The sequence below is a fragment of the Streptomyces sp. NPDC048521 genome (assembly GCF_043199855.1).
In the GTDB taxonomy this organism is placed as follows: domain Bacteria; phylum Actinomycetota; class Actinomycetes; order Streptomycetales; family Streptomycetaceae; genus Streptomyces.
Genome location: NZ_JBICWR010000016.1, coordinates 38,346 through 59,545, shown reverse-complemented (window position 1 = coordinate 59,545; position 21,200 = coordinate 38,346). Strand labels below are relative to the sequence as shown.

The window sequence follows — 21,200 nt, the reverse complement described above, 5'->3', positions numbered from 1 at the left end:
TTCGCGGAGGGCCCCGCTCTCAGCCGCGTGCACGACGAGTCGTCTCAGCGGGCGTACGGCGGGAGATCGCGCCGAGGGTCGGCGGCCCGGCTCGGCCGGGCATCGGCGGGGCATCGGCGGGGCATCGGCGGGGCATCCGAACCCGGCGTCGACGGGCCGTCTGCGCCGGGCACATGACAGGGCCTCCCAGCCGGGGGCACGGCTGGGCATCAGAGCCCGGCATCGACGAGCCGTCTCAGCCGGGCGCACCGCGGGACATCACAGCCGGGCGCATGACAGGGCCTCCCAGCCGGGCGTACGGCGGAAGATCTCAGCCGGGCGCACGGCGGGACACCACAGGCGGGCGCACCAGACCCCGCGTCGACGAGCCGTCTCAGCCCGGCACGTGACACGTGACAAGGGCCAGCCGGGCGCACGGCGGGGCATCTCAGTGGGTGCAGGGACGGATCGGCCCGGCCGGGTCGGGTGGCCCGGTCGGCGGGTCAGCGCTGCCCGGTGGACGTCTTCTGTTCGGTCTTGGGCTCCAGCCGGTTCGTACGGCGGCGACGCCACACCACGACCGGCAGGAGCGCCGCGACGGCCACGCCCTCGGGGGCCACCGTCAGGGACGCGGACGCGGAGGACTGCTGGTCGAGGCCGGGCTGGTCGAAGGTGTCCGGGATCGGCAGGGTGCCCCAGCGGGTGATCGGCCAGGCCTTCACGATGGCGCGGCCGACGACCTTGTCGACGGGGACCATGCCGTGGTTCTTGTCGGACTGGTTGTAGCGCGAGTCGCGGGAGTTCTGGCGGTGGTCGCCCATCACCCAGATGAAGCCCTTGGGCACCTTCACCTTGAACTGGCCGCCGACGTCGTCCTGGGTGCACGGCGTGTTGCCGGGGTAGACGTACGGCTCGTTCAGCGCCTTGCCGTTGACCGTCAGCGGGCCGGTGCCCTTGCACTGGACCGTGTCACCGCCGACGCCGATCACCCGCTTGATCAGGTCCTTCTCCTCGGCGGACGGCATCAGGCCGATCCAGCTGAGCACCTTCTGCACGGCGTTCGGGTTGGGCGCGGGCTCGCCGGCCAGCCAGTTGTCCGGGTCGTGGAAGACGACGACCTCGCCGCGCTCGGGCTTGGAACCGAACCAGGGGGTCAGTTTGTCGACCAGGACGCGGTCACCCTGCTGGAGGGTGTTCTGCATCGAGTCGGACGGGATCGAGAACGCCTGCACCAGGAACGTCTTGATCAGCAGCGCCAGGACCAGGGCGATGACGATCAGGATCGGCAACTCCTTCCAGAAGGAGCGCTGCTTCGGCCGGTGTGCGCCCTCGCCCGCGCCCGCGTCCTCGGTGCGGGCCTGCTGCTGGTCCTCCGGCGTGCCGTCGTCGCCGGCCGCCGGGTCACTTCCGGAGGTCATGGCGCCGTCCGGTACGGGAACGTTCGCTTCCACGGGGTGCCCGCGGTGCTCCTCGCCGTCGTGTCCCGAACGTGCGCCAACCGCCACATCCCCCACGCCAACTCCTTACTCCGTGCCGCCGCCTGCCCCGGATACGGCGCAGGCCCACCACTCCCATAACGAGCGGGAGTTCCGCAGGGGTCGGGAGCTGGGTCGTTCCGTTCTGATTCTCGGAGGCAACCCTATGCGACGGGTGGGGACCGGCGGCCGCACCCGACACGGAGTCGGCGACGCTTGCGAAGGTTTTAGGTTCCTCCAGCCGCGTCCAGTGGCCGATCGGCCAGCCGATGACCATGGCCCGGCCCACCACCGAGTTCTCGGAGACCGTGCCGCCGTAGGGCGTGTTCTGGTGGGCACGGGAGTCCGCGGAGTTGCCCCGGTGGTCGCCCATCACCCACAGCCGGCCCTTGGGGACGGTGACGTCGAAGGGGGTGGTGGAGGGCGCGTCCCCCGGGTAGAGGTAGTCGCCTTCGGTGAGCGGTACGCCGTTGACGGTGACGCGGCCCTGCGCGTCGCAGCACTTCACGTGGTCGCCGCCGACCCCGATGACCCGTTTGATGAGGTCCTTCTCGTTGTCGGAGGGCAGCAGTCCGATGAAGGTGAGCCCTTCCTTGACCTGCTTGACGACGACGGGGTCGTGCTTCTTGGCGGTCTGTTCGTCCGCCAGCCAGCCGCCCGGGTCGTGGAAGACGACGACGTCCCCGCGCTGCGGCTTGGAGCCGAACCACGGGGTGAACTTGTCGACCAGCACACGGTCGCCGATCCGGATCGTCTGCTCCATGGAGCCGGACGGGATCACGAACGCCTGGACGAGGAAGGTCTTCAGGACCAGCGCTATGAGGACGGCGACACCGACCAGAAGAGGGATCTCCCGAACGGCTGAACGCCTGCGCTTGCGCTTGACCTTGCGCTGCAGTTTGCGGCGCTCCGCGCGCGTGCGGCCACCGCCGGGCGCGGCGGTGCGGCGGGTCCCGGTGGGCAGCAGGTCGTCGGCGGGCGTGCTGGGCACCCCGCGCGGTTTGCCGCGGTTACCCATGGGCACCCTCCGCCGAGGCGGCGGGCACGCGCGCGTAGGCGGACGGCCGCGTCAGGTGGGTCCAGTGGTCCTGCGGCCAGACGATCCAGTCGGCCCGGCCGATGACGTCCTCGACGGGGATCATGCCGCCCCCGGGCGAGCCGAGGTGGTCACGGGAGTCGCTGGAGTCGCTGCGGTGGTCGCCGAGGACGAAGAGGCGGCCCGCGGGCACGACGACGTCGAAGGGCACGCTGGAGGCGCTGTCCCCGGGATAGAGGAACGACGTCTCGTCGACCGGCCGGCCGTTCACCTCGATCCTCTCCTCCTTGTCGCAGCAGACCACGTGGTCTCCCCCCACCCCGACAACGCGCTTGACGTAGTCCGCGTCCCCGAAATACCCGGTGCCGTCGAACACAATCACGTCGCCGCGGCTGGGCTGAGCACCGAAACGGTACGCCAACTTGTTTACGAGAACGCGGTCCCCGACCCTCAACCCCTGCTCCATGGATCCGCTCGGGATCTGGAACGGCTGCACCACGAAGGCGTTGAGGAGCAGCAGGAACGCGAGGCAGGCGAAGACGCCGAGGGTGATCCGGCCGCCCGGCAGCCAGGCGGCGGCCTGCGCCACCAACGCGAAACGCGACCGTCCCCCCGGTCCCGGAGACTCCGGGTGGGAGGAGCGGTCGCGTTCCGTCGGCTGTGCTTCGGTGTCCATCGGGGCCCGATGCTATCCGGCCCCGCTGTGACGCCGGGGAAGCGCTCAGTTCTCGCGCTTCTCCTTGATCTTCGCGGCCTTGCCGCGCAGGTCACGGAGGTAGTACAGCTTGGCGCGGCGCACGTCACCCCTGGTGACCAGCTCGATCTTCTCGACGATCGGGGTGTGCACCGGGAAGGTGCGCTCGACGCCGACGGAGAACGAGACCTTGCGGACCGTGAAGGTCTCGCGGACACCGGAGCCCTGGCGGCGGATCACAACGCCCTTGAACTGCTGCACACGGGAGCGGTTGCCCTCGATGACGCGCACGTGGACGTTGACGGTGTCACCCGGGCGGAAGGCCGGGATGTCGCTGCGCAGCGACGCGGAGTCGACGGTGTCGAGCAGGTGAGACATTTCGTCTGCTTTCTTCGCTGATGCCACAGGTCATCAACGGGAGCTAGGTGTACATGAGGTGTGCCGTGCGCGTCGGGGCGGGCGTCGTCTCCCCCTGTGGCAGGGGCGCACGCCGGACGGACGCACAGCAGCGGCCTATTCTTCCACGCCCTCGGCCCGGCGCCAAAATCGGCCGTACGGCTCCCCCTCGGGGTCCGGTTCCCAGCCCAGGATGGAGAGCATCTCGCGGTCCTTCTTGTCGAAGGCCTTGGGCTCGCAGCGCTGGATCAGGTCGGGCCGGTTGGCCGTGGTACGCCTGAGGGCCTCGTCGCGGCGCCAGCGGGCGATCTTCCCGTGGTGGCCGCTGAGCAGCACGTCGGGGATGTCCCGGCCGCGCCAGACGGGCGGCTTGGTGTAGACGGGGCCTTCGAGGAGGCTGGCCATCGCGCCGGGCGCGAAGGAGTCGTCGCGGTGGGACTCGGCGTTGCCGAGGACGCCGGGCAGCAGCCGCGCGACGGCCTCGGTGATGACGAGGACGGCCGCCTCGCCGCCGGCGAGGACGTAGTCGCCGATGGAGACCTCGTAGACGGGCATGCGGGTCGCGTACTCGTCCATGACGCGCCGGTCGATGCCCTCGTAGCGGGCCGGTGTGAAGACCAGCCAGGGGCGCTCGGAGAGTTCGACGGCGAGTTCCTGGGTGAACGGGCGGCCGCTCGGGGTGGGGACGATCAGCGCGGGGGCCCGGGCCCCGGTCTCGTAGCCGTCGGCCAGGATCGTGTCCAGGGCGTCGCCCCAGGGCTCGGTCTTCATGACCATGCCGGGGCCGCCGCCGTACGGCGTGTCGTCGACCGTGTTGTGCCGGTCGTAGGTCCAGGACCGCAGGTCGTGCACCTGGACGTCGAGCTGCCCACGCGCGCGTGCCTTGCCGACGAGGGAGACGTTCAGCGGCTCGAGGTACTCGGGGAAGATCGTGACGACGTCGAGCCTCATGCGCTGTCGTCCCTGGACGAGGCGATCTCCGCGCGGTCGTCGATCAGGCCCGGCGGTGGCGCGATGACGGCCTTCTGCTCCTCCAGGTCGATCTCGGTGACGATCTCCTCCACGAAGGGGATCAGCACCTCGCTGCCGTCCGGGCGCTCCACGATGAAGAGGTCCTGGGAGGGCAGGTGCGAGATCTCGGTGATCCGGCCGACCTCCGTGCCGTCCTCGGTGACCACGTCGAGGTCGATGAGCTGGTGGTCGTAGTACTCGTCCTCGCCCTCGGGGAGTTCCTCGGGGTCGATGTCGGCGATCAGCAGGGTGTTGCGCAGGGCCTCGGCGGCGTTGCGGTCGGTGACGCCCTCGAAGCGCAGGAGGAGGCGGCCGCTGTGGACGCGGCCGGTGGCGATGGTGAGGGGCCCGGTGGAGGCCGGGTCGGTGGCCAGGACGGCCCCCGGGGCGAGCCGAAGCTCCGGCTCGTCGGTACGTACCTCGACGGTGACCTCGCCCTTGATGCCGTGGGCGCGGCCGATCCGTGCGACTACCAGCTGCACGTGTACAGATCTCCTGTCATACGACTGCGGGCCGGGGACGGCCCAGTGGCCCTCCCCGGCCCGAGCCGGTTGCGATGAAGCGTCAGCGGACGTGGTCCACGTCGACGAGGTCGACACGGACACCGCGGCCGCCGATGGCGCCCACGACGGTACGCAGAGCGCGCGCGGTACGGCCGTTGCGGCCGATCACCTTGCCGAGGTCGTCGGGGTGGACCCGGACCTCCAGCACGCGTCCGCGGCGCAGGTCGCGCGAGGCGACCTGCACATCGTCAGGGTTGTCGACGATGCCCTTCACGAGGTGCTCAAGCGCCTCTTCGAGCATGCTGCTCAGGCCTCGGTCGACTCGGACTCGGCAGCGGCCTCGTCCTTCTTCTCAGCCTTCTTCTTCTGGGTGATCGCCTCACCCTTGCCCTCGTCGTCACCGCCGAGAGCCTCGAACGACGGACGGGCCGGCTTGGGCTCGGCGACGAGCAGCGGCGCGGGAGCCGGCTCGCCCTTGAACTTCTGCCAGTCGCCGGTCTTCTTGAGGATGGCGAGGACCGGCTCGGTCGGCTGAGCGCCGACACCGAGCCAGTACGCCACACGCTCGGCGTCCACCTCGATGACCGACGGGTTGTAGGTCGGGTGGTACTTGCCGATCTCCTCGATGGCCCGGCCGTCACGGCGGGTACGGGAGTCGGCGACGACGATGCGGTAGTGAGGCGAACGGATCTTGCCCAGACGCTTCAGCTTGATCTTGACTGCCACGGGAGTGGGTTCTCCTGGATTTGACGTGGTTGGGCACGGCGAGCTGCCGCGTGGGGTTGCGGTACCCGAATGCCCGATGGACGCGTCAGCCGGAGGAGAGAGGGGTCCTGTGCGGCTGTCGAGTACAGCTAGCCATTGTGCCACACGCTGCGGGTCGCTTCGGGCCAAGGATGGGTGGGCTGCGGCTGGGCATGCCGATGGGGCACCCGGCGTGGGGGTGAGGTACGTCGGGTGCGCCGCTCGGCGCCGCGAGGTGCCGCTGCCACTGGCACCTCACCGTCGCTCCACCGCACCGGCACCCACGAGATGCCGGCACTCCCGCGGTGACGCGACTACGCCGCTCCCACGACCTCCGGGATCCGGAACGGCTTGCCGCAGCCACCGCACACGATCGGAGCCTGGGCCAGGACCGACGGGACCACCCGGACGTTGCGGCCGCAGTCGCAGACGGCCTTGACGCGGACGCCGCCACCGGAGGAGCCGTGCCGGGCGGCCGGGCCGCGGAAGGTACGGGAGGTGTCGGACGAGGTGGCCACCGTGTGGGCCTTCAGCGCGCGCTGCAGCCGCTCCATGGTCGGACGGTAGCGCCGCTTCGCCTCGGGGTTGAGCGTGACCAGGGAGAAGCCGCTGCTCGGGTGCGGCTCCTCGGGGTGGTCCAGGCCCAGCTCCTCGGCGATCGCGAGGAAACGGCGGTTGTGGTAGCGACCGGCCCGGGAGGTGTCGCGGACCCCACGGGCGGCTGCGATGCCGTGGACTGCCTCATGGAGCAGTCGCTCGAAGGAGAGTTCGTGCCCGCACGCGGACGACGACTCCCCGATCAGGGACTCTGGCGCGGCAAGGTCCGGCAGCTCGGGGTGGTACCGCTGAATGTCGGCCCACGCCTGCGCCAGCTCTGCGGCGAGAACAGGTGGTGTCTGTGTCGTGCTCACGTAATGACAACGAGCGGGGGTGCCGCTGTGTTCCTATTCCGGGGCATCCCAAATAATTTGCACGTACCCGTCAGTTGCCGCTGATGCGTCCTGACGAGGGCGGGTGCGCTGATCTGCGGAGAAGCCTCACAGCTCGTACCAAGCTGGTGCGTAGTCCGCGGTACGACGGGCGTGTGGTACGTGAGTGCGACGGTGGTCGGCGCGTGCGCAAGACGGGTTTCGGTCGCTCTCGGCGCGAAGCCTCACCTTGGTCAGCGTCCGTGACGGTCGTGACGTTACCGCGTGCGGCCGCCGCTCCCGGCACCGCCCCGTCCACCTGGAGCGGACACCGTACGGGCCCCTGGATTACCGGCATGTGAAATCTCGCCACACTCGCGCCCTGACCGCAAACCGGACGCCACGACCCCTGGACGGCACAGCGAGCCGGGAGTTACCTGGCATACGTGGGAAGTGCGCGCGCACGGCACGGGGGCCACGCAACCGGGCGCAGCGGCGAACTGTCGGCGGATTGGGGCGCTTACCTATGACACCTACGCTCGTGCGACAGCACCGGTCTCACGCGGATTCCGCACCCCGCGTGGACCCGTGCGCACGCGCGCGTGACTGGTCGGAGATCCAGGAGCGGATGCTGGTCCCGCTCTACGAAGCGGTCTACGAGCGGCTCGACGTGGGCCCCGCCACCCGGCTGCTGGGCCTGCGCTGCGGCTCCGGGCTCGCCCTTCTGATGGCGGCCGCGAGAGGCGCGGCCGCGGTGACCGGCGTCGACTCCTCCCCGGAACGGCTCGCCCTCGCGCGCGAGCGCCTGCTGCCGGACACCGCGCGCGGCAGATACGGCGGCCGCGGCACGCGCGCGCGTACGGTGACGGAACTCGTCGACGGGGCGCCGGAGGACACGGCCGGCACGGAGACGGCCGCGTACACCCTGGTGACCGTCTTCGAGCCGATCGGCTGCCTCGCGGGCGACTCCGAGGGGCTCGGCGGACAGCTGGCGGCCGCGCTGCCGCTCGCGGGGCGCGGGGCCGCCGTGGTCCTGGCCGGCTGGGGCCCACCGGAGCGCTGCGCCACCTCCTCCGTACTGCGGGTGGCCACGAAACTGGCCGATCCTTTGCGCAGCGCGCGCAGCTGGCGGCCGGCCCGGCGGGACGACCTGGAGGAGGTCGCCCAGCGGGCCGGGCTGAAACCGGACGGCTCGGGCCGGGTCGCCTGCCCGTTCGGGTACGCCGACCTCGACAGCGCCGTGCGCGGGCTGCTCTCGACCGGCCTGTTCGACGCGGCGATCGCGGCGACCGACGCCAAGCAGGTCGACAAGGAGCTGGCCGAGGCCTTGCATCCGCACCGGCGGCAGGACGGGACCGTGTGGATGCCGAACGTCTTCCGCTACCTGATAGCCCGCGTGCCCTGAGCGTCCGTCGCATGGCCCCTGGCCCGAGCGTCCGCCTCGCGGCGCGGGTGCTGCCCAGACGTCGCCGCGGGTGACCCCGGGTGATCCGGTACGCGTCCGCCCCCGTCGGCGTCTCGGTCCGCGGAGCGGCAGCGCAAGGGCGCCCTTCCGGAGAAGGGCGCCCCTGACGCGGTGCGGAGGGCCGGCTCCGGCCGTGAAGTCCTCGAACCGGCTCGGCCCCTGTACTTCCTGTACCGGCTCAGCCCATGAACTTCTTGAACTCGTCCGGCAGCTCGAAGTCCTGGCCGCCCTGCTGCGGCAGCCCGAAGGCGTTGCCGCCCTGGGCGGCGGCCTCGCGGCGCTGGGCCTCCTCCAGCTCCTGCTGCTTGCGCTTCATCGGGTTGCCGGAGCGCTGCTTGCCCTTGGCCTTCTTCGGCTGCTTCTTGGTCCGGCCGGGGCCGCCGCCCATGCCCGGGATCCCCGGCATGCCGGGCATGCCGCCGCCCTGGGCCATGCGGGACATCATCTTGCGGGCCTCGAAGAACCGCTCGACCAGGCCCTTCACCGCGCTGACCTCGACACCGGAACCCTTGGCGATACGGGCGCGGCGGGAGCCGTTGATGATCGTCGGGTCCTGGCGCTCGCCCGGAGTCATCGACTTGATCATCGCGGCGATGCGGTCGACCTCCCGCTCGTCCAGGTTGTTGATCTGGTCCTTGATCTGTCCCATGCCGGGCAGCATGCCGAGCAGCTTGCTGATGCTGCCCATCTTCCTGACCTGTTCCATCTGGGACAGGAAGTCGTCCAGGGTGAAGTCCTGGCCCTTCTTGGACGCCAGCTTCGAGGCCATCTTCTGGGCCTCTTCCTGGCTGAACGTCTTCTCCGCCTGCTCGATCAGGGTGAGCAGGTCACCCATGTCGAGGATGCGGGAGGCCATCCGGTCCGGGTGGAACGCGTCGAAGTCGTCCAGCTTCTCGCCGTTCGACGCGAACATGATCGGCTTGCCGGTGATCTGCCGGATGGACAGGGCCGCACCACCGCGGGCGTCACCGTCGAGCTTGGAGAGCACCACGCCGTCGAAGCCGACGCCGTCGCGGAAGGCCTCGGCGGTGTTGACCGCGTCCTGACCGATCATCGCGTCGACGACGAACAGGATCTCGTCCGGGGAGACGGCGTCGCGGATGTCCGCGGCCTGCTGCATCATCTCCTGGTCGATGCCGAGGCGGCCGGCGGTGTCCACGATCACGATGTCGTGGACCTTGGACCGCGCGAAGTCGATGGAGTCCTTGGCGACCTTGACCGGGTCGCCGACGCCGTTGCCCGGCTCGGGGGCGTAGACGGCGACACCGGCGCGCTCGGCGACGACGCTCAGCTGGTTGACGGCGTTCGGGCGCTGGAGGTCGGCGGCGACCAGCAGCGGGGAGTGGCCCTGCTCCTTCAGCCAACGGCCGAGCTTGCCCGCCAGGGTGGTCTTACCGGCACCCTGCAGACCCGCGAGCATGATCACGGTCGGGGGCTGCTTGGCGAAGCGGAGCCGCCGGGTCTCGCCACCGAGGATGGTGACCAGTTCCTCGTTGACGATCTTGAGGACCTGCTGGGCCGGGTTGAGGGCCTTGGAGACCTCGGTGCCGAGCGCGCGCTCCTTGAGGTTCTTGATGAACGCGCGGACCACCGGCAGGGCCACGTCGGCCTCGAGGAGCGCGATACGGATCTCGCGCGCCGTGGCGTCGATGTCCGCCTCGGAGAGCCGTCCCTTGCCGCGCAGGTTCTTGAAAGTCGCTGACAGGCGATCGGAGAGAGTGTCGAACACGGCGCTCGCGGTCCTCGGGGTCGGTGACGGTCTTCAGGGAATCGCCCTCCAGGGTATCCCGGCGTCGAAGTCACCGGGGCAGGGTCATCCGCGCAGCGTCTCCTCCAGCGTCCTGGCCGTCGATGTGGCGTCCCCCGCCGGCAGCGGCGCACCCGTGCCGGTCGTGACGTAGAAGGCGTCGACGGCGTTGGAACCGAGCGTGCTGACGTGCATGCTGCGCACCCGCACCCCCGCCTTCTCCAGCGCCATACCGATGCGGTGCAGCAGGCCCGGGGCGTCCTGGGCGCGGACCTCGATCACCGTGGCGTGGTGGGAGGCCGCCGGGGCGACCGTCACCCGGGGGGGCGGGGCGACCCAGCCGCGGCGGCGGGGGTAGGCCGCGTCCCGTTCGGCGAGGCGGCCCGCGATGTCCAGGGAGCCGTCCAGGGCGCGGACGAGGTCGGCGCGGAGGCGGGCCGCCTGCGGCAGCGAGCCGTACTCGGCGGCGACCCGCCAGTTCAGCAGCAGGACCGAGCCGTTGTCGACGTCGTCGGGCAGGGTCAGGGTGCGCAGCTCCGCGGTGCGGACGGTGAGGCGGTGCACGGCGAGGACACCGGCGACCGCCGGCAGCACCCCGGACTGGTCGGGTACGGCGATGAGCAGTTCGACGCCGAGGGGTTCCGGATCGCCGGCGGACTCCTCGTCGGCGATCGGCTCGGCCTGCGCGCGCAGGGCGAGGACCGGGCCGCCGGTGCGGAAGGCCTCGATGGCGAGGCGTTCCTGCTCGGCCGTGGGCGCGGCCGGCTCGGGCTCGTCGGGGGCGTCCCCGGCGAGGACGGCCGAGACGCGCCGGACCAGGTCGGCGACGAGCGAGCCGCGCCAGGAGGACCAGGCGGCGGGGCCGGTCGCGAGCGCGTCGGCCTCCGTCAGGGCGTGCAGCAGCTCCAGGGTGCTCTGGGTGCCGACCGCCTCGGCGACCGAGCGGACGGTGGCCGGGTCGTCCAGGTCGCGCCGGGTGGCCGTCTCGATCAGCAGCAGGTGGTGCCGTACGAGGGTGGAGAGCACGCCGACGTCGGCGCGGTCGAAGCCGATCCGCGCGGCCACGTCCTTGGCGATGATCTCTCCGGCCAGGGAGTGGTCGCCGGGCCAGCCTTTGCCGATGTCGTGCAGCAGGGCGGCGACGAGGAGCAGGTCGGGGCGGCTGACCCGGCGGGTCAGTTCGGAGGCGCGGACCGCGGTCTCGATCAGGTGCCGGTCGACGGTCCAGAGGTGGACGGCGTTGCGCTGCGGGCGGCAGCGGACCCGTTCCCAGTCGGGCAGGAGGCGGCTGATCAGGCCCTCCGCCTCCAGGGCCTCCCAGACGTCGATGGTCGGGCGGCCGGAGCCGAGGAGGGTCACCAGTTGCTCGCGCGCCTCGGCGGGCCAGGGCGTGGGCAGCGGGCGCGCGGTGGTGGCCATGCGCCGTACGGCGTGCAGGGAGAGCGGAAGGCCGGCCTGCGCGGCGGCGGCCGCGGCGCGCAGCGGGAGTACGGGGTCGCGCTCGGGGCGCGCGGCGCGCGCGAGCACGACCTCCCCGTCCTGTTCCACCACGCCCTCGGCGAGCGGGGAGCGCTCGGCGACCGGCTTGCCGCCGCCCAGCATGGCGCGCAGCCGCGGGCGGACGGCGCGCGAGCGCAGCACGCGCCCCACCTCCCGCCAGGTGACGTCACTGGCGTACGAGATCACGCGCGCCGCCTCGTACACCTGTCGCAGCAGAGTGTCGGCGTCCAGCAGGCCCAGCTCGGCCGCGACCTGGTCCTGTTCCTGCAGGGCGAGGCGGTCGGTCGCGCGGCCGGTGGCCAGATGGAGCGCGTCGCGGACGTCGAGCAGGCGCCGACGGGCGTCCGTGAGGCCCTCGCGCGGGGCGTCGGCCAGCCAGGAGGCGGCGACGGCGCGCAGGGCGGTGGCGTCGCGGAGGCCGCCGCGGGCCTCCTTGAGGTCGGGTTCCAGGAGGTACTGCAGCTCGCCCTGGCGTTCGGCGCGTTCGGCGCAGAGTTCCTGGAGTTCGGGGAGGCGTTTGGGGGCCTGGTTGCGCCAGTCGGCGAGGACGGCGGTACGCAGACCCGCGGTGAGGCCGAGGTCGCCCGTGAGGTGGCGGGCGTCCAGGAGGCCGAGCTGGACCTTCAGATCCTCTCCGGCCGTCTTCCTGGCTTCTGCCGGGGTTCGGACGGAGTGGTCCAGGGCGAGGCCGAGGTCCCAGACGGGGTACCAGAGGCGGTCGGCCAGGGCGGCGACCGCGTCGGGGTCGGAGCCGTCGTGCAGCAGCAGGAGGTCGAGGTCGCTGCGCGGGGACAGCTCACCGCGGCCGTAGCCGCCGACGGCGACCAGGGAGACGCCCTTGAGTCCCCCGGCCGCCGCCGCGAACAGCCCGGCGAGCCAGTCGTCGGTCAGTCCGGCGAGGGCGGCACGGCGCGGCGGCCCGGACCGCGCCCCCTCCGAGAGGAGGCGCAGCCGGGCCGCCGCGTAGCCGCTGGGTCCCGAGTCATCCGCTTCTTTCCGCACATCCGTACCCGTCACCCAGCGACTCCTGTCTCTCTGCCGTGTCAGAGCGCGTCCGGGCCGCGCTCGCCGGTGCGGACCCGTACGGCCGTCTCGACCGGCAACGACCAGACCTTGCCGTCACCGATCTTGCCGGTCCGGGCCGCCTTGACGATGACCTCGATCAGCTGCTCGGCGTCGTCGTCCTCGGCCAGCACCTCGATGCGGATCTTCGGGACCAGGTCGACGGTGTACTCGGCACCGCGGTAGACCTCGGTGTGGCCCCGCTGCCGACCGTAGCCGCTGGCCTCGGTGACCGTCAGCCCGTGGACGCCGAAGGCCTGCAGGGCCTCCTTGATCTCATCCAGCCGGTGGGGCTTGACGACGGCGGTGATGAGCTTCATGCGTCCACCTTCTTGTTCTGCGCGGCGGCCAGGGCCGGGCCGACGACGGAGCCGATGACACCGCCGCCGGCGCCGCTGAAGTCGTATGCGGTCTCGGCGTGCTCGGCCTGGTCGATGCCCGACACCTCTTCATCCTCGGTGACGCGCATCCCGATGGTCTTGTCGAGCAGGAAGGCGAGGACCGCGGAGACGATCAGGGAGTAGGCGAGAACCGCGAAGACACCGGCGCACTGCTTCCACAACTGGTCGAACGAGTGGTTGCCGTAGAAGACGCCCGTGGCGGCGGACTGGCCCTTGCCGGTGGCGAAGAAGCCGATGAGCAGGGAGCCGATGATGCCGCCGACCATGTGGACACCGACGACGTCGAGCGAGTCGTCGTAGCCGAACCTGAACTTCAGGCCCACGGCCGCGGCGCAGGCGACACCGGCGATGGCGCCGACGGCGATCGCGCCGAGCGGGGAGACCGCGCCGCCGGACGGAGTGATGGCGACCAGTCCGGCGACCGCGCCGGAGGCGGCGCCCAGCGTGGTGAACGCACCGTGCCGGACCTTCTCGTAGGCGAGCCAGGCCAGCATGGCGGCGGCCGTCGCGACCTGCGTGTTGACGAACATCAGCGCGCCGACACCGTCGTCGTTGCCGAGCCACGAGCCGGCGTTGAAGCCGAACCAGCCGAACCACAGCAGACCGGCACCGAGCATGACCAGCGGGAGGCTGTGCGGGCGCATCGGGTCCTTCTTGAAGCCGACGCGCTTGCCGATGACGAGGATGACACCGAGGGCGGCCGCACCGGCGTTGATGTGGACCGCGGTACCACCGGCGAAGTCGATCACGCCGAGCTTGTAGGCCCAGCCGTCGGCGCCCCAGACCCAGTGCGCGACCGGGACGTAGACGATCGTGGCCCACAGGACGACGAAGAGCGACCAGGCGGAGAACTTGACGCGGTCCGCGAGGGCGCCGCTTATCAGGGCCGGCGTGATGATCGCGAACATCAGCTGGAAGACCATGAAGACGAAGATCGGGATGGTGTAGCCGTCCCACAGCTCCGTCAGCCCGATGTTGCTGAGACCGAGCCAGTCCGAGTTCCAGCCGATGAGGCTGTTGCTCGTGCCGAAAGCGAGGGAGAAGCCGTAGAGCACCCACAGGATCGTGACGATGCCCATGCTGATGAAGCTCATCATCAGCATGTTGAGGGTGCTCTTGACGCGGACCATGCCTCCGTAGAAGAAGGCAAGACCCGGGGTCATGATCAGCACCAGGGCGGAACAGATGAGCATGAAGCCTGTATTCGCGGATGACAGCTTGGGTGCCTCCGCGGCAAGCGTGATGGCTGGTGCCATCGGCGTCTCCTCGTCGATTGGTACGGCCCCGTGCGGGCGGTGCCTGAGCGGTCCGGTCGGGTGAGGGGTGGGCCGGTTATGCGCCATGAGATTGGCGCAGCGCGGTTTCGGTGGACGCCCCTGGTTGTTTCGCCGGGGTGACGAAGACGCCTTGCGTGTTACGCGTCGATGAAGTGCCAGATGTCGGGCCGCGGCATCGTTATCGTGGCGCAACCTTCTCCGGTGGACTCCTGCGGAGAAACAGGCCGGCCGCGGCGGGCCTTCCGATGACCTGGCGTGGGGGAGCCGAGTCGGGCAGTTCGGGAGGACCGGCCGCGGCCGGGGCATGGTGGGCCGAGCGGGTCAGACCGCCTCGGCGGTCTCGGGCAGGTCTACGGCCAGCTGGTCGGTGAGGTCGACGACGGCGGCGAGATCGCCGAAGTCGCGTACGGCCGTGTCGACCGTCTTTCGAATACGAGTGTTCACACGCTCGGAGCGGACCTTCCGGGCGACCTCCATGGCCTGCGAGGCATACTCCGCGCTACGCTCCGGCTCGCGCTGCAGCAGGTGCACGGTGGCCATGCCGATCAGGTTGAGCGCGTAGGACCGCTGGTGCTCGGAGTCCTTGGCGAACAGCTCCACGGCCCGCTGCATGAGCGGCTCGGCGAGGGAGGCGTAGGTGGGGCTGCGGCCGGCGACATAGGCGAGGTCGCGGAAGGAGTGCGAGTTCTCGCCGTACAGCTCGGCCTCGGAGAAGAAGCGGATCCAGTCCGGGTCCGGCTCGTCCCACTCGTCGGACTCGGCGAAGGTGTCCTCGGCCATGCGGACCGCCCGCTTGGTCCTGCCGGGCTGGCCCATGTTGGCGTACGCGCGGGCCTCCATCGCATACAGCATGGACTGGGTGCGCGGGCTCGCGCAGTCACGGCTGCCGTACTGGGCGAGGTGGATCAGCTCCAGGGCGTCGTCGGGCCGGCCGAGGTGGATCATCTGGCGGCTCATGCTGGAGAGGATGAAGGAGCCGAGCGGCTTGTCACCGGCCTCCTTGGCCGCGTGCAGGGCGAGGACGAAGTACTTCTGCGCGGTGGGCTGCAGCCCGATGTCGTACGACATCCAGCCGGCGAGTTCGGCGAGTTCGGCGGCGACCTTGAAGAGGGTGCGGGTGGTGGCCTCGGGCTGGGGTTCCTGGAGGAGGTCGGTGACCTCGTGCAGCTGACCGACGACCGCCTTGCGGCGCAGACCGCCGCCGCACTGGGCGTCCCACTGGCGGAACATCCGCGTGGTGGACTCCAGCAGGTCGAGCTCGGGCTTGGACAGCCGGCCCGGCCTGCGGGAGTCGAGAGGCTCCGGGTCGGGCGGGACCGGGGAGGTGGGGGTGGGCACGAGCCAGCGCTGCATGGGCTCGATGAGGGAGGGGCCGGCGGACAGCGCGAGCGAGGTGCCGAGGAAGCCGCGGCGGGCGAGCATCAGGTCGCTGCGCGAGAACTCGCTGAGCAGGGCGACCGCCTGCGGGCCCGTCCAGGGCAGGTCGACGCCGGACGCGGAGGGTGACTGGCGGGCGGCGCGCAGGCCGAGGTCCTCGATGGAGACCACGCAGCCGAAGCGCTCGGAGAACAGCTCCGAGAGGATGCGCGGGATCGGCTCGCGCGGGTTCTCCCCGTCCAGCCAGCGGCGTACGCGCGAGGTGTCGGTGGAGATGTGGTTGGCGCCCAACTGGCGTGCCCTGCGGTTCACTTGGCGGGCCAGCTCGCCCTTGGACCAGCCGCTGCGCACGAACCACGAGCCGAGCAGCTCGTTGGGGCGCTTGTCAGCGTTCGTCCCGCTACCGCCGTTGCCGCCCACTGGAACGCCCCCATCCCTGAGACCACTTGTCGCCGAGTGCGCCAAGCCCTATCAGAATGCCGGTAAATACGGCCTCCCGTCCGCCGGTTCTCACCCTTCGAACGAGCTGACGACTTGCCTCCGGCATACCCATGAGTGCATGTGCCCCCAGGACTCGCACACTCACAGTAATCCTACGATCACCGCCTCAGCCACGGGGATCCCGGAAACGCCACCATTCGCCACCCCTTCGAATGAACTCATGGTCGCCTCCGCGCGATTCACTTGACATAGGACGTCGCGCAAGTGGGCGGAGTGATGCATGAGGGGGCGCGTTCCCTCCTGTGCGCCACCCGAAGCGCTTCGATGCGCCGCCTTGGCCTTGCGGCGCGGTGGGCAGGCGGAGCCGTAGCGTTACGTTCCGCTTCCGTCTCGCTCCGTGGCGTAACCACCGGCGCGCTGGACCCGTTGGAGGGGGCATGGGCTTCACGATCGGCGGCATTCGCGAGATCCGCTCCGGCACACGTCGGCGCGGCCGCTCGTCGGAGTGCACCGCCGTCGCCGAGTTCACCGGGCTGTGGGGCTGGGACGTGGCGCCGGGGGCACGGGCCGCCGCGGGCGCCTGTTCGTGCGGGCGCGCCGACTGCCCGGCGCCGGGTGCCCATCCGCTGGACTTCGCGCCCCTGGTGTCGGCCGGGGCGACGCTGGACGAGGTGACCAAGGCCTGGTCGGAGTTCCCCGGCGCCGCGGTGATGCTGCCGGTCGGCCAGGCGTTCGACGTCCTCGAGGTCTCCGAAGCCGCCGGGCGCCGCGCCCTGGTCCGCCTGGAGCGGATGGGCCTCCCCCTCGGCCCGGTGACCGCGACCCCGGACGGCCGCGCCCACTTCTTCGTCGCTCCCGGCGCCGCCGCGGAACTCCCCCGGCTGCTCTACCGCACGGGCTGGGACGACCCTTCCGCGCTGGACCTGCACGGCCTCGGCCCGGGTACGTACATCACCGCGCCGCCCTCCGACCGGGGCGGACTCGGCCCGGTGCGCTGGCTGCGCCCACCCGCGCTGGACTCGGCGACCAGGCCCCCGGCGGCCCGGCTGCTGCTGGGGACGCTGGCCTACGTGGCGCACCGGTCGCGGGCCCGGGCCTGACGGCACCGGGAAAGGCGAAGCGCCCGTCCCCCGCTGCACCTCGGGGCGGGCGCTTCTTGCGTGAGCCTCTCGGAACGTTCGCGGCCGAGCACCTCGGAACGTTCCCAGGTGCCCATCACCTCCGGAGATCCGGATGTGGTCTCAGTCGCCGATGAGCGCGTCCACGAACGCCTCCGCCTCGAACGGCGCGAGATCGTCCGCGCCCTCGCCGAGCCCGATCAGCTTGACCGGCACACCCAGCTCGCGCTGGACCGCGACGACGATGCCGCCCTTGGCCGTACCGTCCAGCTTGGTCAGCACGATACCGGTGATGTCCACGACCTCGGCGAAGACGCGGGCCTGCACCAGGCCGTTCTGGCCGGTGGTGGCGTCCAGGACGAGCAGCACCTCGTCCAGCGGCGCATGCTTCTCGACGACGCGCTTGACCTTGCCCAGCTCGTCCATGAGGCCCGTCTTGGTGTGGAGCCGTCCGGCGGTGTCGATGAGCACCACGTCGACGCCCATCTCCTTGCCCTCCTTCACCGCGTCGAAGGCGACGGAGGCGGGGTCACCGGCCTCGGGCCCGCGCACGGTGTAGGCGCCGACGCGCTCGCCCCAGGTCTGCAGCTGGTCGGCGGCGGCGGCCCGGAAGGTGTCGGCGGCGCCGAGCACGACACTGCGGCCGTCGGCCACCAGCACCCGGGCGAGTTTGCCGGTGGTGGTGGTCTTGCCGGTGCCGTTGACACCGACGACCATCACGATGCCGGGCTTGCGGTCCTCGGGCTCGGTCTTCACGGTGCGGTCGAGGTCGGTGCCGACCAGCTTGAGCAGCTCTTCGCGCAGCAGGCCGCGCAGCTCCTGCGGAGTGCGGGTGCCGAGCACCTTCACGCGTTCGCGCAGCCGCTCGACCAGCTCCTGGGTGGGCTGCACGCCGACGTCGGCGGTGAGCAGCGTGTCCTCGATCTCCTCCCAGGTGTCCTCGTCGAGGTGCTCGCGGGACAGCAGCGTGAGCAGGCCCTGACCGAGCGCGTTCTGCGAGCGGGACAGGCGGGCGCGCAGTCGCACCAGCCGGCCCGCGGTGGGCTCCGGGATCTCGATCTCGGGAGCCTCGACAGTGGGAGGCTCCTCCACGACGACCGGGGCGGGGCCGCCTGGAAGATCCACCTCCTCGATCGTCCGGCGCGGTTCGTCGCGCGGCGTCTCGGCCTCGTCGCCGACATGCGGCTCGGCCGGGGGCGCGGTGATGTCGGGTGCTGCGGGGGGCGGCGGGGGCAGCGGCTTCCTGCGCCGGCTGCCGACGATGAGCCCGCCGAGCGCGCCGAGCACGACCACGGCGATGACTACAGCAAGGATGACGATTTCCATAACCCGTCCAGTATCAGCCATGGGCCACGACGAGACCCTGTTTGTGGATTCCTCTAAGAGACAAACAGCACGTAAAGCAAGGAGTCGGAGCAAAGTACGATGGTGGGGAGTCTGTTGACGCGCGTAGAGTCCCCACGTCCCCCCTGTCCCCCCATGTCTGGCACCTCTTTCATGAGCAAAACCGTCGAGACCGAAGGCGCTCTCGAGACCCGAGGCATCGAACAGGTCCCCGACCACGAGCGCACCGCGAAGACGCGTGAACTGTTCCCCACCTGGGTGGGCGCGAACATCAGCGTGCTGCTGCTGACGATGGGCGCCAGCCTCGTCGTGGCGTACCACCTGAACATCTGGCAGGCGCTCGTCGTCGCGGTGGCCGCGCCGGTCGTGTCGTACGGCCTGGTCGGGCTCATCGGCATCGCCGGCAAGCGGGGCGGAGCACCCGGCATGGCGCTGTCGCGCGCGGTCTTCGGGCAGCGGGGCAATGTGCTGCCGGGTTCGCTGATCTGGGTCGCCCGCTGGGGCTGGGAGACGATCAACGCGGTGACCGGCGCCTACGCGATGCTCACCATCCTGGACATCCTGTTCGGTCTGAAGGCGAACAGCGTGCTGGACATGGTGATGCTGCTGCTGTTCGTCGTCGCGACGTTCGCGATCTCCGGGCTCGGCATCAACGCCGTGCAGAAGTGCAACACGTACGCGACCTACCTCTTCGGCGTCTTCTCGGTGCTGGTCCTGGCCTACCTGGTGGCGAACACCGACTGGTCGAAGGTGATGGACCACAGCGCCGGCTCCACGGCCGCGGTGATCACCGGTATCGGCATGATCGCGGCCGGCGGTGTCAGCTGGATCCCGTCCGCCCCGGACTTCACCCGCTACCTCCCGCGCACGGCCTCCTCCAGGGCGATCGTGGGGACGGCGGTGGGTGGCGCCGGTGTCGTCGTCCTGCCGATGGTGCTGATGGGGGCGGTGATGGCGGTGTCCACGCCGGACCTGGCCTCGGCGACCGACCCGGTGTCCTTCCTCGGCGAGATCCTGCCGACGTGGATCGCGGTGCCGTACCTGTTCATCGCGCTGATCGGCATGCTGCTGATCAACTCGATGTCGATGTACTCGGCGGGCTTCACCGCGCAGACCCTCGGCTTCAAGGTGCCGCGGCACTGGGCGGTCTCGGTCAACGCCGTGATCTCGCTGATCTTCGGCGGAGTGCTGATGCTGGTGGCGACGAGCTTCATGGGCTCGTTCATCGCCTTCCTGTCCCTGCTGGCGGTCGCCTTCTCCGCCTGGGTCGGCGTCTTCGGCGCGGACATGCTGCGCCGCACGGAGTACGACGGCCGGGCCATGGCCGACACCACCCGCACCAGCGCCTACTGGTACCGGGGCGGTTTCTCCCCCGCGGCCGTGGCCGCCTGGGCGGTCGGCCTGCTCGGCGGCCTGATGTTCACCACCTCGGACTGGTTCACCGGCCCCCTCTCGAAGGGCAACGTCATCGGCGAGTACGGCCTCGGCTGGGTCGCGACGATCGTCATCTCGGGCCTGCTGTACCTGGCACTGCCGAAGCCGGCGGTGGGGACCCCGGCACAGGTGACGGAGACCGCCGGGCAACCCGCGACCGCGAGCCTGGGTAGCGCGTCCTAGAGATCTGACGCCACGTCAGCTACCGTCCCCCTCCACCGCTCACACCGGAGGGGGACTTTCCGTGCCCGTCACGGTCGTAGGCTTCGATGTCGTCGAGCCCTGCGCCACTCCCGCCTGCCTCGCCGCCCGCTACCGGGCCGCCCTGGAGATGGCGGCGTACGCGGACGAGCACGGGACACCACCGTGCAGACCGAGGAGCACCACGGCGCGGACGACAACGGGCTGCCGTCGCCGTTCGCCTTCGCGGACGCGGTGTTCGGGGCCACCCGGCGGATCGCGGTGACGGTGTCGGCGGTGATCGGCCCGCTGCACGACCCGCCGCGGCCGGCCGAGGACATCGCCGTCCTGGACCTGCTCAGCGGTGGGCGGCTGGTGACCGTCGCCGGGATCGCCTACCGGCCCGAGGAGTACGCCCTGTTCGGGCGTCGACTGGGAGCGACGCGGCCGGCTCCAGGACGAGCTGCTGGAGACGCTGCTGAAGGCGTGGTCCGGCGCGCGGTACGAGTACCGGGGCCGCAGGGTGCGGCTCACCCCGCGGCCGTTCACCGATCCCCACCCCCTGCTGCTGGTCGGCGGTTCCTCCGAGGCCGACGCCCGCCGGGCCGCCCTGCTGGGCCTGCCGTTCTTCCCGAGCGCGCACCTGCCGGAGCTGGAGGCGTACTACACGGAGAAGCTCACCGAGTACGGCACCGGGGGCTGGACGATGACGCCGGCCGCCGGGACCGCGCTCCTCCACCTCGCCGTGGACCCGGACCGGGCGTGGGCCGAGTACGGCGAGCACTTCCTGCGCGAGGCACGGACGTACGCCTCCTGGCAGCCGGGCGACATCCGCTCCGCCGTGCGGTCGGCGGCCACGACGGTGGAGGAGCTGCGCGCGGAGGGTGTGTACCGCGTCCTCACCCCGCGGGAGTGCGTGGCGCTGGGCCTGGACAGCCTGGTGCTGCATCCGCCGGCGGGCGGGACGCCGCAGGCTCCGCCGCCCCTCCTCCACCGCCCGCGCTCGGCGACTGACCCGGCGGGCAGGCCGCGTACGACACCGCCGCCCCCGGTCCGGGCAGTGGCCGGGCCGGGGGCGGCGGACGGTGCGAGGAGAGGGGCAGCGGGG

The 21,200-nt window shown here is 71.1% G+C and carries 18 protein-coding genes and 1 pseudogene; 4 read left to right on the top strand and 15 right to left on the bottom strand.

What is annotated here, in order from left to right; genetic code table 11:
- Positions 1–482: 482 nt before the first annotated feature.
- From lepB (ACGFRF_RS30970) to ACGFRF_RS30930, 9 genes are all read right to left on the bottom strand, one after another.
- On the bottom strand, positions 483–1,493 hold the full coding sequence (gene lepB / locus ACGFRF_RS30970) for a signal peptidase I (RefSeq protein ID WP_393745587.1): 1,011 nt from the start codon (positions 1,491–1,493) through the stop codon (positions 483–485).
- Positions 1,381–2,472: a signal peptidase I gene (gene lepB, locus ACGFRF_RS30965; RefSeq protein ID WP_393745585.1), complete on the bottom strand. Its 1,092-nt coding sequence runs from the start codon at positions 2,470–2,472 to the stop codon at positions 1,381–1,383. Before lepB (ACGFRF_RS30965) ends, lepB (ACGFRF_RS30970) begins: the two co-directional genes overlap by 113 nt.
- On the bottom strand, positions 2,465–3,166 hold the full coding sequence (gene lepB, locus ACGFRF_RS30960; RefSeq protein WP_393745583.1) for a signal peptidase I: 702 nt from the start codon (positions 3,164–3,166) through the stop codon (positions 2,465–2,467). Before lepB (ACGFRF_RS30960) ends, lepB (ACGFRF_RS30965) begins: the two co-directional genes overlap by 8 nt.
- A 45-nt stretch (positions 3,167–3,211) precedes the next feature.
- Positions 3,212–3,562 carry a 50S ribosomal protein L19 gene (rplS, locus tag ACGFRF_RS30955; RefSeq protein WP_393745581.1) on the bottom strand — a complete coding sequence of 117 codons (351 nt, stop codon included), beginning with the start codon at positions 3,560–3,562 and terminating at the stop codon, positions 3,212–3,214.
- 135 nt (positions 3,563–3,697) lie between these two features.
- Positions 3,698–4,531: a tRNA (guanosine(37)-N1)-methyltransferase TrmD gene (trmD, locus tag ACGFRF_RS30950; RefSeq protein ID WP_393745579.1), complete on the bottom strand. Its 834-nt coding sequence runs from the start codon at positions 4,529–4,531 to the stop codon at positions 3,698–3,700.
- Positions 4,528–5,073: a ribosome maturation factor RimM gene (gene rimM, locus ACGFRF_RS30945; RefSeq protein WP_393745577.1), complete on the bottom strand. Its 546-nt coding sequence runs from the start codon at positions 5,071–5,073 to the stop codon at positions 4,528–4,530. Before rimM ends, trmD begins: the two co-directional genes overlap by 4 nt.
- An 82-nt stretch (positions 5,074–5,155) precedes the next feature.
- Positions 5,156–5,395 (bottom strand): RNA-binding protein, encoded by a 240-nt coding sequence (locus tag ACGFRF_RS30940; protein WP_005479813.1) that lies wholly within the window; start codon positions 5,393–5,395, stop codon positions 5,156–5,158.
- A gap of 5 nt (positions 5,396–5,400) precedes the next feature.
- The gene (gene rpsP, locus ACGFRF_RS30935; RefSeq protein WP_030785131.1) at positions 5,401–5,820 is read right to left on the bottom strand and encodes a 30S ribosomal protein S16; all 420 of its coding nucleotides are present in this window, start codon (positions 5,818–5,820) and stop codon (positions 5,401–5,403) included.
- 332 nt (positions 5,821–6,152) lie between these two features.
- Positions 6,153–6,749: a hypothetical protein gene (locus ACGFRF_RS30930; protein ID WP_393745575.1), complete on the bottom strand. Its 597-nt coding sequence runs from the start codon at positions 6,747–6,749 to the stop codon at positions 6,153–6,155.
- A gap of 577 nt (positions 6,750–7,326) precedes the next feature.
- On the opposite strand from ACGFRF_RS30930, the gene ACGFRF_RS30925 reads away from it, so the two are divergent.
- Positions 7,327–8,151 (top strand): class I SAM-dependent methyltransferase, encoded by an 825-nt coding sequence (locus ACGFRF_RS30925; protein WP_393745573.1) that lies wholly within the window; start codon positions 7,327–7,329, stop codon positions 8,149–8,151.
- 238 nt (positions 8,152–8,389) lie between these two features.
- Here ACGFRF_RS30925 and ffh read toward each other — a convergent pair whose 3' ends face one another.
- The 5 genes from ffh to ACGFRF_RS30900 all read right to left on the bottom strand — a co-directional run bounded on the left by ffh (position 8,390) and on the right by ACGFRF_RS30900 (position 15,995).
- Positions 8,390–9,940, bottom strand: a complete 1,551-nt coding sequence (gene ffh / locus ACGFRF_RS30920) for a signal recognition particle protein (protein ID WP_393745571.1) — start codon at positions 9,938–9,940, stop codon at positions 8,390–8,392.
- A gap of 84 nt (positions 9,941–10,024) precedes the next feature.
- Entirely contained in the window at positions 10,025–12,475 is a 2,451-nt protein-coding gene (locus tag ACGFRF_RS30915; protein ID WP_393745569.1) for a [protein-PII] uridylyltransferase, read from the bottom strand.
- Positions 12,476–12,501: 26 nt separating this feature from the next.
- Positions 12,502–12,840 carry a P-II family nitrogen regulator gene (locus ACGFRF_RS30910; protein ID WP_030990174.1) on the bottom strand — a complete coding sequence of 113 codons (339 nt, stop codon included), beginning with the start codon at positions 12,838–12,840 and terminating at the stop codon, positions 12,502–12,504.
- Positions 12,837–14,177, bottom strand: coding sequence for an ammonium transporter (locus ACGFRF_RS30905; protein ID WP_393745567.1), 1,341 nt, complete (start codon positions 14,175–14,177; stop codon positions 12,837–12,839). Before ACGFRF_RS30905 ends, ACGFRF_RS30910 begins: the two co-directional genes overlap by 4 nt.
- A 342-nt stretch (positions 14,178–14,519) precedes the next feature.
- Complete coding sequence (locus tag ACGFRF_RS30900) at positions 14,520–15,995, bottom strand: hypothetical protein (RefSeq protein WP_393745565.1); 1,476 nt, start codon at positions 15,993–15,995, stop codon at positions 14,520–14,522.
- Positions 15,996–16,453: 458 nt separating this feature from the next.
- Between ACGFRF_RS30900 and ACGFRF_RS30895 the strand changes: the two genes are divergently transcribed.
- Entirely contained in the window at positions 16,454–17,116 is a 663-nt protein-coding gene (locus ACGFRF_RS30895; RefSeq protein ID WP_393745563.1) for a bifunctional DNA primase/polymerase, read from the top strand.
- 141 nt (positions 17,117–17,257) lie between these two features.
- Here ACGFRF_RS30895 and ftsY read toward each other — a convergent pair whose 3' ends face one another.
- On the bottom strand, positions 17,258–18,460 hold the full coding sequence (gene ftsY, locus ACGFRF_RS30890; RefSeq protein ID WP_393745561.1) for a signal recognition particle-docking protein FtsY: 1,203 nt from the start codon (positions 18,458–18,460) through the stop codon (positions 17,258–17,260).
- A 171-nt stretch (positions 18,461–18,631) separates the two neighbouring features.
- On the opposite strand from ftsY, the gene ACGFRF_RS30885 reads away from it, so the two are divergent.
- Together ACGFRF_RS30885 and ACGFRF_RS30880 are read left to right on the top strand one after the other, a co-directional pair.
- On the top strand, positions 18,632–20,095 hold the full coding sequence (locus ACGFRF_RS30885; protein WP_393745559.1) for a cytosine permease: 1,464 nt from the start codon (positions 18,632–18,634) through the stop codon (positions 20,093–20,095).
- Positions 20,096–20,156: 61 nt separating this feature from the next.
- Positions 20,157–21,062: pseudogene (locus ACGFRF_RS30880) on the top strand (LLM class flavin-dependent oxidoreductase); the annotation flags it as partial.
- Positions 21,063–21,200 lie beyond the last annotated feature (138 nt).